Here is a 14,444-nt window from a genome sequence, read left to right as displayed (position 1 = left end):
CCTTCAGGCGATGCGCTGCCCACGAGGCAGTCGTCTCGCGGGGGTGCGTGTGCGTGCCACACCCCAGGCCAGCAGTCCTGCACCGATCAGGACGTGCGCGGCGAGACCGACGAACCACGACGGCGTCGTCGAGTTCCAGATCTCCTCAGACGTGCGGTAGCCGTCGTCGATCGGGTACCCGTTGCCGTAGTCCTCGCACTCGTCGTAGACCGTCTCCGTGTCGGGAGGGAGCTGCGCGCCCCGGACGCCGACGGCCAACTGACTGAAGAGATCGCTCGGGTTGCCATCCGCGTCGAATTCGCCCGACGCGGCATCCGCGAGTACGACGTAGGGGTTGGCCGCGAGGATGCCCCAGACGAGGTCGTAACGGGGCGTCTGGTATGTCGTCACCTCCGGGGGAAGGCACACGGGTGGCTCGGTCGAGCCTTCCTCCGGGTAGGTCTCGTAGTCGATGCCGATGTAGGTCGACCGGACCTCCGTCTGGACGGCCGTGCCCGCGAGGCCGAACGCGATGAGGGTGCCGACCGACAGACCTGCGACCACGAGATAGGTCGCCGCGACGGAGAACAGCGGCCTCGTGATGACCGCGGACAGTCCGACTCCGACCGCCGAGACGACGGCGAGTTCCACGAGCAGGACCAGGATCGACGCGACGACGGCGTGCGCTGGCACGGATCCGAGAGCGAAGGACGAGAGCAGGAAGGGCAGCGACACCACCAGGAACGCGAGCGACGTGAGCCACGAGGCGAGGAACGTGCCGACCACGATCTGCGTCGTCGACACGAGAGTGACTTGCGTCGTCGCCAGGGTTCCCGCGTCCCTGTCGCCGTTGATCGCGGCGCCGCTGAGCGCCGGTGCGAGAAGTGTTCCGAGGAGGAGGACGAAGTAGACGATCGTCGAGAAGAGGAAGCCCCCGTTGTCGGTGCCGGAATCCACCAACCAGAGGAGCGCCGTGGTGACGGCGACGAGCAGCGTGAAGAGGCCGAGGAGGACGTAGAGGGCGATGCCGCGGACGCGCTGAGCGAGTTCGAGCGCGACGACGACGCGGACGCCATGGGCGAAGGGGATCATCGTTCGTCTCCCGGAGTCGTGGCGTCGGTCGTGGCGGTGGTCGTGACGTCGGTCGCGTCGCCGAGGCTCTGGAACGTGCGCTCGAAGTCCCCGACGGCTGGAGCGAACGTCGTGATGCGGACGTCGCGCCTGACGAGGTCGGAGAGGAGCGACGCCGCGTCCTCGTCGGACGAGAGGGGGACGAGCACGGCGTCGCCGATCACGGAGGTCGTCGTGGGATCGATGCCGAACTCGTTCAGGGCGTTCGACAGCAGTGCCCGGTCGAGCGCTCGAATGCGCCACGGTCTCGCGGCCGTCGCCGCTCTGGCCAGTCGCTCGGCGCTCACGGTCGCGCCGGCTTCGACGTACACGGCGTCATCGGCGAGCTCCTCGAGCTCGGAGAGGACGTGGCTCGACACGAGGACGGTGCGTCCGTCGCGAGCGAGTCCGCGAACCAGCTCGCGCAGGGCCACGCGTGCCGCCGGATCGAGCCCAGACGCCGGCTCGTCGAGCAGGAGCACCGCGGGATCGTGCACGAGCGCACGGGCGAGCGAGAGCCGCTGCTTCTGCCCGCGAGACAGTGCCCTGGTCGGGGTCTCCGCGAGGGTCTCGAGCGACACGAGCCCGATCAGTTCCCGTGCGCGGTCCGCCGCGCGCCGGGTCGACATGCCGTACAGGCGCGCGGTCGTCTCGAGCGCGCGGCGCACGGAGAGCGTGTTCCAGGATCCGAGGACGTCGGGCATCCAGCCGATCGCGCGGCGCACGTCGGCTGGCGAGCGCACGGGGTCGTGGCCGGCCACGCTGATGGTGCCGGCGTCGGGTGCGAGCAGGGTCGCGAGCATCAGGAGGAGCGTCGTCTTGCCGGCGCCGTTCGGACCGATCAGTGCGGTGACGCGACCGGGGCGTGCCTCGAACGTCATGTCGCGGACCGCGTGGACGTCGCCGAATGACCGACGGAGGCCCGTCACGACGATCCCCTGTTGAACCTCGGCAGGCGGGGGCGATGAGACGATGGGCGTCTGCGACACGGGCACCTCCGGGCGTCAGGGGACGCCGGTCGTCGCCCCTCCACGGAAACGTAGCAGGTGGGCTCGACGGTCCGGGGTTCGCTCACATGACAGAATCGGAGCATGGCTTCACCGATCTCCCCGCCGCGGGGAATGCGCGATTTCCTGCCGGCCGAGAAGGCGCGACGGGAGGCGGCGCTGGGCATCATCCGGCGCGTCTACCGCGCTCACGGCTTCGACGAGATCGAGACGCCCGTCGTGGAGGATCACGCTCGGCTGCACTCCGGCCTCGGCGGAGACAACGAGAAGCTCGCCTACTCCGTGCTGAAACGGGGGCTCGATGCCGACGCGTTGCGTGCAGCGGCCGACGGGGGTGGAGCATCCGCGCTCGCCGATCTCGGGCTGCGTTTCGACCTCACCGTTCCGCTCGCGCGGTTCTACGCGAGTCACCGCGCCGAGATCGCTCCGGTCTTCCGGTCCCTCCAGGTCGCGCCGGTGTGGCGCGCCGAGCGCCCGCAGAAGGGGCGGTACCGCCAGTTCGTCCAGTGCGACATCGACATCATCGGGGAACCCGGTCCGCTCGCCGAGATCGAGCTGCTCTCCGCGACGTCCGCTGCGCTGCGCGAGCTGGGCATCCGTGGCTTCCGGATCCGCATCAACGACCGGCGCCTCCTCGTGGGCATGCTCGAGGGCTTCGGCTTCGCGGAGGACGAGCACGCCGGCGTTCTCATCACGGTCGACAAGCTCGACAAGATCGGCCACGACGGCGTGGTCGCCGAACTGCGCGACCGTGGCGTCACGCCGGCAGCTGTCGAGGCCCTCGAGTCCTTCTTCCGGCGCCCGCAGACCAAGGAGTTCGTGCCCTTCGGGGAACGCCAGGTGCGTCGTGCCCTTCCGGACGGCGCCGACGACGCCGTCGTATCCCAGCTCGTGGCCATCGGCGCCGCGGCGACGACGCAGTCCCGCATCGACGACCCGCCCCCCGGTGACCCGCAATTCGCTCGCGACCTCGTCGTCTTCGACCCGTTCCTCGTGCGCGGAATGGGCTACTACACCGGGCCCATCTTCGAGATCGAGCACCCGGACTTCGGTTACTCGCTCGGCGGCGGTGGACGGTACGACGGGATGATCGGGCGTTTCCTCGGGCAGGACGTCCCGGCGACCGGGTTCTCGATCGGCTTCGAACGGATCGTCGACATCGTCGCGTCCGACGGAGATGATGCGAGCGGCTCCGTCGTCCTCGTGCACGATGCCGACGCGGATCCCTCCCTGCTTCTCCGCCTCAAGTCGGAACTCATCGACGGCGGCGCGACACGTGTCCGGTTCGAGCGGCGCACGAAGAACCTGAAGGCGCTCCTCGACCGGGTGGCTGCCGACGGCTTCGGCCGTTTCGCGAGCATCCCGAAGGACCCGGCTGGGGACCTCGCGGCGGCGGGACTCGAGTTCCGCCCGCTTGCATGAACAGTCGCTGAACGCGTGCAAGGGCGCCGTCGGTGCCCTCGCTAGACTGACCGACGTGGGTGCGGATCACCCACGACCCCACACTGACGAGGAGATACACCGTGGCACTCATTGAGGCTGTAGCAGCTCGCGAGATCCTGGACTCGCGCGGCAACCCGACCGTCGAGGTCGAGGTCCTGCTCGAGGACGGCACCGTCGGGCGCGCGGCCGTTCCGTCCGGCGCGTCGACCGGAGCGTTCGAGGCGTACGAGCTCCGCGACGGAGACTCCTCGCGCTACCTCGGCAAGGGCGTCCAGAAGGCCGTCGACGCCGTCGAGGACGAGCTCGGCCCGGCCATCGAGGGCCTCCCGGCCATCGACCAGCGCCTCGTCGACCAGGCCCTCATCGAGGTGGACGGCACCGAGAACAAGAAGCGCGTCGGTGCCAACGCGATCCTCGGAGTGAGCCTCGCCGTCGCGAAGGCCGCGGCCGACTCCGCGGACCTCCCGCTCTACCAGTACCTCGGTGGACCGAACGCGCACGTCCTGCCCGTGCCGCTCATGAACATCATCAACGGTGGCGCCCACGCCGACACAGGCGTCGACATCCAGGAGTTCATGGTCCTCCCGGTCGGCGCTCCGACCTTCTCCGAGGGCCTCCGCTGGGGCGTCGAGGTGTACCACGCGCTCAAGAGCCAGCTGAAGTCGAAGGGTCTCGCCACGGGTCTCGGCGACGAGGGCGGCTTCGCCCCCGACCTCGCGAACAACCGTGCGGCGCTCGACCTCATCATGGAGGCCATCACCGCCGCAGGCTTCACACCGGGCACCGACCTCGCGCTCGGGCTCGACGTCGCGTCGAGCGAGTTCTACTCCGACGGTGCCTACCAGTTCGAGGGCAAGGCGCTCTCGGCCGAGGAGCTGACGGCGTACTACGCGGACCTCGTCGCCTCGTACCCCCTCGTCACGATCGAGGACCCGCTCGCCGAGGACGACTGGGCGGGCTACGCCCACCTCACCCCCGAGCTCGGCTCGAAGGTGCAGATCGTCGGCGACGACCTCTTCGTCACCAACCCCACCCGTCTCGCCGACGGCATCGCCCGTGGCGCGGCCAACTCGCTGCTCGTGAAGGTCAACCAGATCGGCACGCTCACCGAGACGCTCGACGCCGTCGCGCTCGCGCAGCGCTCCGGCTACACGGCGATCCTCTCGCACCGTTCCGGCGAGACCGAGGACACCACGATCGCCGACCTCGCCGTCGCGACGAACGCCGGTCAGATCAAGACCGGTGCGCCTGCTCGGTCCGAGAGAGTCGCGAAGTACAATCAGCTTCTGAGGATCGAGGAGTTGCTCGGTGCCGGGGCCGTGTACGCGGGCCGCTCGGCGTTCCCCCGCTTCACCGCTTAGGAGACGTCTCCACCGGACTCCCTCGGTCACTCGGCGCTCACGCGCTGTCGGACCGGGGGAGTCCGTCGTTCCCGGGCACCTGAGGTTCCATCGGGTGGAGCGCCAATCGAGAATCGAGAGGTATGGCCAAGATCACGAAGAGCACGCAGACGACGTCGAAACGACCGTCGTCCGCATCGCGTGAGCCGCGAGTACCCGTATCGACGTCGACAGGTGCCGTGTGGCTGCGAGGGATCCGGTTCTCGGGCTTCTCGCTCCTGATGATGGGTCTGCTCGTCCTCGGAGTGGTCGTCCTCGCCCCCAACATCTCCGCGTTCGTCGAGCAGCGTCAGCAGATCGCCGATCTCAACGCCCAGTTGACGGAGGACGGGGATACCGTCGACCGGCTCACCGCGGAGCGCGAGCGTTGGAACGACAAGACGTTCATCATGACCCAGGCGCGCGAGCGCTTCTTCTATGTGAAGCCGGGGGAGGTGAGCTTCCTCGTCATCAACGACCTCGATGCCGCCGCTCTCGCCGATGTGGACGAGCCGGTGAGCGACGAGCTCACGACGACGGACACCGACTGGACCGAGGCTCTGCTCGCGTCCCTCCTGAGTTCTGCGTACGCCGAAGAGGTCACCACTCCAGAGGGATAGATCCGGTCGGCCGTCCGTGGCTCGACGTACGCGGGGCGGTCCTGCGGGATAATCGAAGGATGACGACCGACGCGCCTGCCCCTCGTTCCTTCGCGGACCCGGCGACGGACGACGATCTCCGCGTCCTGCGCCAGCAGCTCGGGCGTCCGGCGCGCGGAGTTCTCGGCATCGCCGCCCGGTGTGCGTGCGGCCGTCCGACGGTCGTCATCACGGCCCCGCGGCTGCCGGACGGGACGCCGTTCCCCACGTTCTACTACCTGACGCATCCCGCGGCCACATCGGCGATGTCGGCGCTCGAGGCGACACAGGTGATGCCCGAGTTCGCCGCTCTCCTCGAGGAGCCCGAGATCGGTCGGCAGTACCGCGCGGCGCACGCGCTCTACCTCGCCGATCGCGAGTCCGTCGAGGTGGTGCCTGAGATCTCCGACTTCTCGGCCGGAGGCATGCCGACACGCGTGAAGTGCCTCCACGCCCTCGCGGCCCACGCCCTCGCGGCCGGCCCCGGGGTGAACCCGATCGGCGACCTCGCGCTCGAACGCTCGTCGTGGAGCCCGTCCCGCTGCCAGTGCGTGATCGAGGAACCCGTGCCGGACCACGACTGATCGCGGTCGCCGCGCGGGGGTCATGAGGGAGTGAATCACCTGTGAAAGCGGCTGATAGACTCGTCCCGCTCGGTGCCGTCGGAGCCACCCGGCCTTGCTCGCGGGCGGCCTGCAAGATCACCATCTGCCAGAACCTCATCTGCCAGAAAACCCATTGACCGAGTCAATACCACACACGTGTAGGAGAGCATTCACCGTGCCCAAGATCCTCATCGTCGGCGGCGGCTACGCCGGTTTTTACACCGCTTGGAAGCTGGAGAAGCAGCTTCGCAAGGGTGAAGCCGACGTCACGATCGTCGACCCCCTCCCGTACATGACGTACCAGCCGTTCCTCCCCGAGGTCGCCGCCGGTTCGATCGAGGGCCGCCACGCCGTCGTCGCGCTGCGTCGCCACCTCAAGCGAACGGAGGTCGTCACGGCTCGCGTCACGGCGATCAACCACGCCGAGAAGAAGGCGACCATCACGCCGAAGGTCGGTGAAGCCTACGAGTTCGACTACGACATCGTCGTGGTCACAGGCGGTGCGGTCTCCCGAACGTTCCCGATCCCCGGAATCGCGGACAACGCGATCGGCCTCAAGACGATCGAGGAGGCTGTGGCGATCCGCGACCGCATCCTCGCCAACTTCGACAAGGCCGCGACGATGCCCGCCGGTCCCGAGCGCGACCGTCTGCTGACGGTCGTCGTCGTCGGCGGCGGTTTCGCCGGTATCGAGGTCTTCGCCGAGCTGCGTTCGTTCGCGTCGGCACTGCTCGGCTCCTACCCCCAGCTCTCCTTCGACGACGTGCACTTCCACCTCATCGAGGCGATGGGCCGGATCATGCCGGAGGTCTCGCTGCCCACGAGCCACTGGGTGCTCAAGAACCTCGCCGAGCGCGGTGCCCTCGTCCACCTGGACACGCAGCTGCAGTCGGCCGTCGACGGCAAGGTCGAGCTGTCCACGGGCGAGAGCTTCGAGTCGGACCTCATCATCTGGACCGCCGGTGTCATGGCGAACCCGCAGATCGTCCGTAACAGCGACCTGCCTGTCGAGGAGCGTGGACGCATCAAGGTGCGCACCGACCTGCGGGTCGGTGACGAGGACACCATCGTGGCTGACGCCTGGGGCGCCGGCGACATCTCGGCGATCAAGGACCTCAGCGGCGGTGGCGTCGGTGGCTACTGCGTTCCCAACGCCCAGCACGCCGTGCGCCAGGGCAAGCTGCTCGCGAAGAACCTCGTCGCGACGCTCCGCGGCGAGGAGCCGAAGGACTACAACCACAAGAACCTCGGCGCGGTCGCCGGCCTCGGCCTCGGCATCGGCGTGTTCCAGTCGGGCAAGATCGCGATCAAGGGTCTGCCCGCGTGGGCAGCACACCGTGGGTACCACGGCCTCGCGATGCCCACATGGGAGCGAAAGTTCCGCGTGATCTGGGGCTGGTGGAACAACCTGTGGCTCGGTCGCGACATCGTCGGCATCGAGGCGCGCGAGCACCCTCGCGCCGTCTTCGAGGAGTTCGCCTCCCGCCCGAAGCCCCCGGCTGCGGCCGAGACTCCGGCGCCGGCAGCGGTACCCGCCGAGAAGAAGCCTGCCCGCAAGGCACCGGTGCGCAAGGCTCCGGCCAAGAAGGCTCCGGCGGACGCCGCACAGACGGCCGAAGCGCCGGGCGCTGGTGCAGCCCCGGCTGAGTCGTACGGTGGAGCGGCCGAGGGCACGGACGACGCGAAGAGCGAGTCCGTGTCGGCCGACAAGTAGTTCGAGCACCCACACGACGACGGGTCGGGCCCTGCGCCCGGCCCGTCGTCGTTCTTCCTGTCGTTCCGGCACCGTTAAGGTAGTCGAGAGCCGCGAGAGGTCATCGTCCGGCCGGCCCCCGTAGCCCAATCGGCAGAGGCAGGCGACTTAAAATCGTTTCAGTCTGGGTTCGAGTCCCAGCGGGGGCACCCGTCGGTTCCCGACGCGCTCATCGACTCCCGGTTGTGCCCGATGACTCCCGATTTGGGGGGACACCAGCCCCGGACCATGTGCACGCGGGAACGGTGTCGTCCTGCCAGACTGACCTCATGACACCGACGGACGGCAGGAAGCGGATCGCACCGATCCGGCTCCTCGGTCTTCCCAGCGCTCTCGTGATCGACGTGCGGGAGCACGGAGTACCGGGAGCCGCACCATTCCCGAACGTCCTGCGCGTTCCGATGTCGGAGATCAGCGATCGATTGGTCGAGCTCCCCTCGGAGACGCTCTACATCGTGTGCGAATGGGGCCTCAAGAGCAGTCGCGTCGTCGCCTACTTGTCGGGACTGGGCTTCGACGCGGTCGATGTCGAGGGAGGGCTCGCCGCTCTCGACGGCGAAAGCGCTGCCGAGAGCGCCCCAACCCTCTGACGCGCGTTCTCATCCCGTGCGTCCGCGGCGCCCGTGTCCTCGTCCTCGAGGATCGGTGCGACGTGGCGGCGCCAGATCCACAGGGACGCGCTGACGGCGATCACGGCGACAGCGACGGCGGTCCCGCCGGACGTGATGCTCGACGTCATCTCCGGGGTCCGGGAACCGAGCTGGACGAGCTCGACGGTCACGACGACGAAACCGATACCGAACCAGGCCGGTCGTGATGCTGCCCAGAGGCTCTGTCCGGCGGACGCCCCCACCGGGATCATCATGAGCGCTGCGGATCCGAGAGCCGCTGCCGTCACGAGGTTGAGCGTCTCGGTGACGAGGCTCGACGCGAAGCCGCCGTCGAGGGAGAGGACGCTGCCCAGGGCCCACGATGCTCCGCCCAAGCCGGCGAGAGCGAGGATCCGAGCGGCGGCGACACGGCCTTCGGTCGCGCGACGCACGACGAGCGCGGTGGAGGCGGTCAGGACGAGGGCGAAGAGGAGCGGCGGCTCGAGTCCGAGGATGCGGGAGGTGGCCACGGAGACGGCGATGATCGCGAATCCGCGCGGATCGACGGTGGTGTGGATCCGACCGGCACCGAGCAGGCGGGCGACGACGGCCGGAGCGGCGACGGAGACGAGGGCGACGAGGAAGGTCGCCGTCACGGAGGCGAAGAGCAATCGTGCGTAGGCGGGGGTCCCGTCGACGGGCTTCGACAGGATCAGGAGACCGGCGACGGCGATGAGGGCCGCCACGACGGTGGTGACAGAGGAGGGGACCGGCCCGACGCGTTCGTCATCCGTGACGCTCCGGCGGTTGCGCCCCGTGAACCGGGGTGTCCTCGACGGGAGGAGGTAGCCGGTTCCAGGCGTCCGCGTCGGGCCTGCTCCCGACCCTGCGCCGGCCCCCGTGACCAGCTGCGTGCTGAGCGCGATTCCGGCGAGGACGAGGGCGGCCAGGAGGAAGGTCCCCACCCACCCGGAGACGGAGCCTGAGGAGAAGAGGGGGGCCCGAGGCGTCGTGAAGGGCGTCGCCGCATCCCAGGCGTCCCCGCCCCAGGGAGAGGCCTCGGGGGAGGGGGCCGACGGCGACGACGGTGTGTCCGGCGTGGGCTGAGCCGGTACCGGGGTCGGTTGAACCTCCGTCGGGGCCGGAGTCTCGGCTGGCTGATCGCTGGGGCTCGGGATCGAGGGTGTCGGCGTCGCGCTGGGGGAGGGCGTCGTGCCTCCGACCACGATGTCGACGGCGCTGCTCCCCGAGCTCGTGTTGTTGGCGATGTCCCGCTGGATCGCCACGATGCGCAGGTCGCCGCCCGGAAGGCGGGCGGCGACGCAGGACCAGACCCCGCCAGACACGATGGCCTGGCAGACGGAGGACGAGCCGGCGAACACCGTGACGGTCGCACCGTTCTCACCCGTTCCCTCGAAGCGGGCGTCGGTCTCCGCGAGCGACGACCCGCCGGTCGGGCTCGACAGTGTGGGCGGGGACGGGGCCGTGCGGTCGAGGACGAGTTGCCTGGCGGCCGATGCGTCGGACCGGGCGGACGGCGCGAAGGAGGCCACCTGGGTCGCCGTGATCCGATACGCCCCGTCCGCGGCTCCTCCGGTGAGGAGGCACGCCCAGGCTCCGCTCGTGTCGGCTTTGGAGGTGCACGTCTCGCCGGACGACGCCGTGACGGTGATCGTGGCGCCGGGGATCCCCGTGCCGCGGACGAGTCCGTTCCCCGGAGTGGATCCGCCCGAGGCGATCGTCGGCGGCGGAACGCTCGTCACGGAGATCGTCACGCGGGCGTCCGCACCCGACCCGTCGGCGTCGGTCGCGATCGCCTGGATGGTGACCGCCCCGTAGCCGAGCGTGACCGAGCAGGAGAAGCTCGTGGCCGGTGAGGCATCGACGACGCAGAGGACGTCGCCAGCGCCGTTCTGGATCTGGACCCCAGATCCGGCCGTCTTCGATCCCGAGACGGTCGTCGATGCCGAGGTGATCACCGCACCGTCCGTGGGAGCCGTGAACGTCGGCGCCCCGATCTCCGGTTCGTCTGGCGCGATGGTCGAGGGAGACGGTGTCGGTCCGGGATCGGTCGCGGCGTTGGCGACCGCCGCTCCGCCGCCGAGCGACACGACACTGATGCCGGCGGCGATGAGGACGACGGCGGCGAGAATGCGGAGAGACGAGAGGAACGGGGGGAGACGTCTCGACGCGGCCGGGATGGAGGCTCGACCGGATCGGGACCCCGCCGCCCACGACGCTCCCTCGATGCGCACGGCTTCGCGCTTCGCCGTTCCCTGCTCGGCCACCTCACCCTTGTCTACGTGGCCGCAGGCGCAGGGTCAAGCGCACTCGCCGTTTCGTGACGTGCCGTTAACCGGGTACTCGGCTGTAGGGTGAGCCGGAGACGGAGGATCGATGCCCCTTTCCCTTGAACCGATCGGGCCACGTGCCAGCGCAGACAGAGCGCCTTGGCGGGACGGGCAGGCGTACTGGGGCGCCATCGGTGCCGCGACGCACGACCTCGATGCGCCGGTCGGTGTCCTCCACTCCGGCGCCCTGCGCTTCAACGCCCACGACATCGTCAGGCGTGCGGAGGGGAAGCCCGTCCGGATCGCGTCGAAGTCCCTGCGTGTCCGGTCCGTCGTGGAGTCACTGCTGCGTCTCGACGGCTTCGCCGGTGTGCTCGCCTACACCCTGCCGGAGGCGCTGTGGCTGGCGGACACGATCGACGACATCGTCGTCGGCTACCCCACGGCCGACCGTGCTGCGATCGACAGGCTCGTGCTGTCGCCCGAGGCGGCTGCCCGGGTCACGCTCATGATCGACAGCGTCGATCATCTCGATCTCATCGACGCTGTCAGGGCCCCGTCGGAACGCGAAACCGTGCGCATCTGCGTGGAGCTCGACGCGTCCTGGCGATCCGGCGGACCGCTCGGCACGGTCGGTGTGCACCGCTCGCCGTTGCATACGGCCGACGACCTGGAGCGCGTCGCCCGCGCCGTCGTCGATCGGCCAGGGTTCGTGCTCGTCGGGGTGATGTCCTACGAGGCCCAGATCGCCGGTGTCGCGGACAGCGGGGCGAACCGTGCGTACAACGCCGCGGTGGCGTACATGCAGAGGCGTTCGATGGCCGAGCTCGTGGAACGGAGGGGGCTCGCGGTCGAGCGGGTCCGCCGTCTCGCTCCCCTCGAGTTCGTGAACGGAGGGGGCACCGGTTCGCTCGAACGCACCACGCGTGACGACTCGGTGACCGAGCTCGCCGCGGGGAGCGGAATCTTCGCCGGCCGCCTCTTCGACGCCTACACGCGTTTCAGCCCGGCACCCGCGGCCGGCTTCGGGCTGACGGTCGTCCGCCGGCCGACGGACGACGTCGCGACGGTGCTCGGCGGCGGTTTCATCGCGTCGGGACCACCGGCCCCCGATCGTCTCCCCACACCCGTCTCGCCGTCCGGACTTCGCTTCATCCCCCGCGAGTCCGCCGGTGAGGTGCAGACGCCCCTCGTCGGTGCGGCCGCTCGGGACCTCCGGATCGGTGACCGGGTCTGGTTCCGCCACGCCAAGTCGGGCGAGCTGTCGGAACGGCTCGATCGATTCGCGCTGCTGGACGACGACGGACACGGTCGGCTCAGCGTCGTGGACGAGCTGCCCACCTACCGCGGAGAAGGGAAGACCTTCGTATGACGGCGACAGGAGCGCTGTGGCGGAACTGGGCCCGCACGGAATCGGCGCGGCCGATCCGTGTCGAGCGGCCGTCGAGTCCCGGGGCCGTGCAACGTGCGGTGCGTGCAGCCGCCGGCTCGGGGCTGCCCATCAAGGCGGCGGGCGCCGGCCACAGCTTCACGGGCATCGCGGTGGCGCCCGGGGTTCTGCTGGAACTCGACGACCTCAGCGGTCTCGTCGAGGTGGATCGCGAGCGTCGCCTCGCGACCGTCCTGGCCGGAACGCGGTTGTCGGACCTCTCCCGTCTGCTCTCGCCGCACGGGCTGGCGCTGCAGAACCTCGGCGACATCGACCGCCAGACGATCTCCGGAGCGATCTCCACCGGGACTCACGGCACGGGGATCGGATTCTCCGGTCTCGCGGGGCGCGTGCGAGGTGTCAGCGTCGTGACGGGGGACGGTTCCCTCCGACGGATCTCGGTGGACGAGTCTCCCGAGCTCCTACCGGCGTTCGCCCTCGGACTCGGAGCACTCGGAGTGCTCGTCGACGTCACCCTCGAATGCGTCGACGCCTTCGTCCTGAGCGCCGTCGAGGCTCCCGAACCGCTCGAGGCGACGATCGCCGACGCCGAGCGACGCGCTCGCAGCGTCGACCACTTCGAGTTCTACTGGTTCCCCCACACGCGTGTCGCCCTGACGAAGACGAACACGCGGATGCCGACCGGGAGCGCACGCGCGCCCCTCGCTCCCGTCAAGCGGTGGGTGGACGACGACCTGATGGCGAACGGCGTCTACCGGGCCGTGTGCGCGGCGGGGACCCTGCTGCCGGTGGCGGTACCGAGTCTCAACCGCGCGGCGACGCGCCTCACCGGTTCGAGACGCTTCGCGGACCACTCGCACCGCGTCTTCACGACCACGCGCACGGTCCGGTTCGCCGAGATGGAGTACGCCCTCCCGGTCGCAGCCCTCCCGGCCGTGCTCGAGGAACTCGCCGCGCTCATCGAGGAGCGCCGCTGGAGGATTTCCTTCCCTCTCGAGATCCGGTTCGCCGCGGCCGACGACCTCTGGCTCTCCACCGCGAGCGGTCGGGAGTCCGCCTACGTGGCCGTGCACCGGTACTACCGCGACGATCACGAACCGTATTTCCGGGCGGCCGAGGAGATCTTCCGTCGCCACTCGGGCCGGCCGCATTGGGGGAAGATCCATTACCTCGGGGCGGATGAACTCCGAGAGCTGTACCCGCACTTCGACGACTTCGTCGGCCTGCGGAACGAGGTCGATCCACGTCGGGTGTTCGCGAACGCCTACCTCGATCGTGTGCTCGGACCATGAACGCGTGCTCCTCCGCGAGCCACGGCGTCGACTCGGGATACCCGTCGGTGCGGGGCCGGCGCTCCCTGAGGGCGCGCCGGAAGGCGCAGTAGACTGACGTGGTCGTGGCGCACAGCGCACACAGATTCCGGACACACGAACTACTGAGGGAGCCCGAGCATGGAATGGCTCATTCCTGTCCTGATCATCGTCGCGGTCGTCGCGGTGATCGCCATCTACTTCTGGGTGACCTACAACTCGCTCGTGGCGCTCGGGGTGCGAGTCGATGAGGCCTGGAGCGACATCACGGTTCAGCTCAAGCGTCGCGCGGATCTCATCCCCTCCATCGTCGAGACCGTGAAGGGGTATGCCGCCCACGAACGCGGCGTCTTCGAGAACGTCACCCGTGCGCGTGCCGAGACGCTCTCCGCCAGCGGGCCGGTCGAGGCCTCGGCCGCCGAGAACCACATGCAGCAGGCTCTCCGGTCGGTCTTCGCCGTGGCCGAGGCCTACCCGCAGCTCCAGGCCAGCCAGAACTACCTCCAGCTGCAGAGCGAGCTCGTCGACACCGAGGACAAGATCCAGGCATCGCGCCGATTCTTCAACGGCGGGGTGCGCGAGTTGAACACGAAGATCAAGGTCTTCCCGAACAACCTCGTCGCCCGTCAGCTCGGCTTCACCGGCCGCGACTTCTTCGAGGTCGCCGACGGCGCTGCGATCGCCGAGCCGCCTCGCGTCCAGTTCTGAGGCCGGCGGCACCTCCGGCGGCTCGTCGTCCTGACGGCCTCGGCATCCTCGCGACCGTTCCGCTCTGACTCGTCCGCGTGCACCGCAGCGTTCCTCCTGTGCCTCCGTGCACGCGTCGGTGCGTGAGCGCATGCCCCGATACCTGCGTGCTTGCCGCGGTAGGTCTGTGCTTGCCGCGGTAGGTCTGTGCTTGCCGCGGTAGGTCTGTGCTTGCCGCGGTAGGTCTGTGCTTGCCGCGGTA

General features: G+C 69.4%; 11 protein-coding genes and 1 tRNA gene. 9 read left to right on the top strand and 3 right to left on the bottom strand.

Annotated features, from left to right (window positions below):
* Positions 1-3: 3 nt before the first annotated feature.
* Together CLV49_RS00060 and CLV49_RS00055 are read right to left on the bottom strand one after the other, a co-directional pair.
* Positions 4-1,071: an ABC transporter permease gene (locus CLV49_RS00060; protein WP_106561699.1), complete on the bottom strand. Its 1,068-nt coding sequence runs from the start codon at positions 1,069-1,071 to the stop codon at positions 4-6.
* Positions 1,068-2,078, bottom strand: coding sequence for an ABC transporter ATP-binding protein (locus tag CLV49_RS00055; protein WP_243696496.1), 1,011 nt, complete (start codon positions 2,076-2,078; stop codon positions 1,068-1,070). Before CLV49_RS00055 ends, CLV49_RS00060 begins: the two co-directional genes overlap by 4 nt.
* Before the next feature lie 102 nt (positions 2,079-2,180).
* Here CLV49_RS00055 and CLV49_RS00050 point away from each other — a divergent pair, with 102 nt between their 5' ends.
* The 6 genes from CLV49_RS00050 to CLV49_RS00025 all read left to right on the top strand — a co-directional run bounded on the left by CLV49_RS00050 (position 2,181) and on the right by CLV49_RS00025 (position 8,063).
* Positions 2,181-3,518, top strand: coding sequence for a histidine--tRNA ligase (locus CLV49_RS00050; protein WP_106561698.1), 1,338 nt, complete (start codon positions 2,181-2,183; stop codon positions 3,516-3,518).
* Positions 3,519-3,619: 101 nt separating this feature from the next.
* A complete protein-coding gene (gene eno, locus CLV49_RS00045; protein WP_106561697.1) occupies positions 3,620-4,900 on the top strand; it encodes a phosphopyruvate hydratase in 1,281 nt (426 codons plus the stop codon).
* A gap of 122 nt (positions 4,901-5,022) precedes the next feature.
* A complete protein-coding gene (locus CLV49_RS00040; protein WP_106561696.1) occupies positions 5,023-5,538 on the top strand; it encodes an FtsB family cell division protein in 516 nt (171 codons plus the stop codon).
* Between the two features lie 59 nt (positions 5,539-5,597).
* Entirely contained in the window at positions 5,598-6,140 is a 543-nt protein-coding gene (locus CLV49_RS00035) for a DUF501 domain-containing protein (RefSeq protein ID WP_106561695.1), read from the top strand.
* A 196-nt stretch (positions 6,141-6,336) separates the two neighbouring features.
* Positions 6,337-7,875, top strand: a complete 1,539-nt coding sequence (locus CLV49_RS00030) for an NAD(P)/FAD-dependent oxidoreductase (protein ID WP_106561694.1) — start codon at positions 6,337-6,339, stop codon at positions 7,873-7,875.
* 114 nt (positions 7,876-7,989) lie between these two features.
* Positions 7,990-8,063: transfer RNA gene (locus tag CLV49_RS00025), tRNA-Leu, on the top strand.
* 344 nt (positions 8,064-8,407) lie between these two features.
* On the opposite strand, the gene CLV49_RS00020 is transcribed toward CLV49_RS00025, so the two are convergent.
* Positions 8,408-10,792 carry a hypothetical protein gene (locus tag CLV49_RS00020; RefSeq protein ID WP_106561693.1) on the bottom strand — a complete coding sequence of 795 codons (2,385 nt, stop codon included), beginning with the start codon at positions 10,790-10,792 and terminating at the stop codon, positions 8,408-8,410.
* 109 nt (positions 10,793-10,901) lie between these two features.
* On the opposite strand from CLV49_RS00020, the gene CLV49_RS00015 reads away from it, so the two are divergent.
* The 3 genes from CLV49_RS00015 to CLV49_RS00005 all read left to right on the top strand — a co-directional run bounded on the left by CLV49_RS00015 (position 10,902) and on the right by CLV49_RS00005 (position 14,203).
* On the top strand, positions 10,902-12,167 hold the full coding sequence (locus CLV49_RS00015; protein ID WP_106561692.1) for a type III PLP-dependent enzyme domain-containing protein: 1,266 nt from the start codon (positions 10,902-10,904) through the stop codon (positions 12,165-12,167).
* The gene (locus tag CLV49_RS00010) at positions 12,164-13,477 is read left to right on the top strand and encodes a D-arabinono-1,4-lactone oxidase (RefSeq protein ID WP_106561691.1); all 1,314 of its coding nucleotides are present in this window, start codon (positions 12,164-12,166) and stop codon (positions 13,475-13,477) included. Before CLV49_RS00015 ends, CLV49_RS00010 begins: the two co-directional genes overlap by 4 nt.
* Positions 13,478-13,636: 159 nt before the next feature.
* On the top strand, positions 13,637-14,203 hold the full coding sequence (locus CLV49_RS00005) for a LemA family protein (RefSeq protein WP_106561690.1): 567 nt from the start codon (positions 13,637-13,639) through the stop codon (positions 14,201-14,203).
* Positions 14,204-14,444: the final 241 nt, after the last annotated feature.

It is taken from the genome of Labedella gwakjiensis (assembly GCF_003014675.1).
In the GTDB taxonomy this organism is placed as follows: domain Bacteria; phylum Actinomycetota; class Actinomycetes; order Actinomycetales; family Microbacteriaceae; genus Labedella; species Labedella gwakjiensis.
Note: the sequence above shows the minus strand (reverse complement) of the source record. Positions and strands in the feature narration are given on the sequence as shown.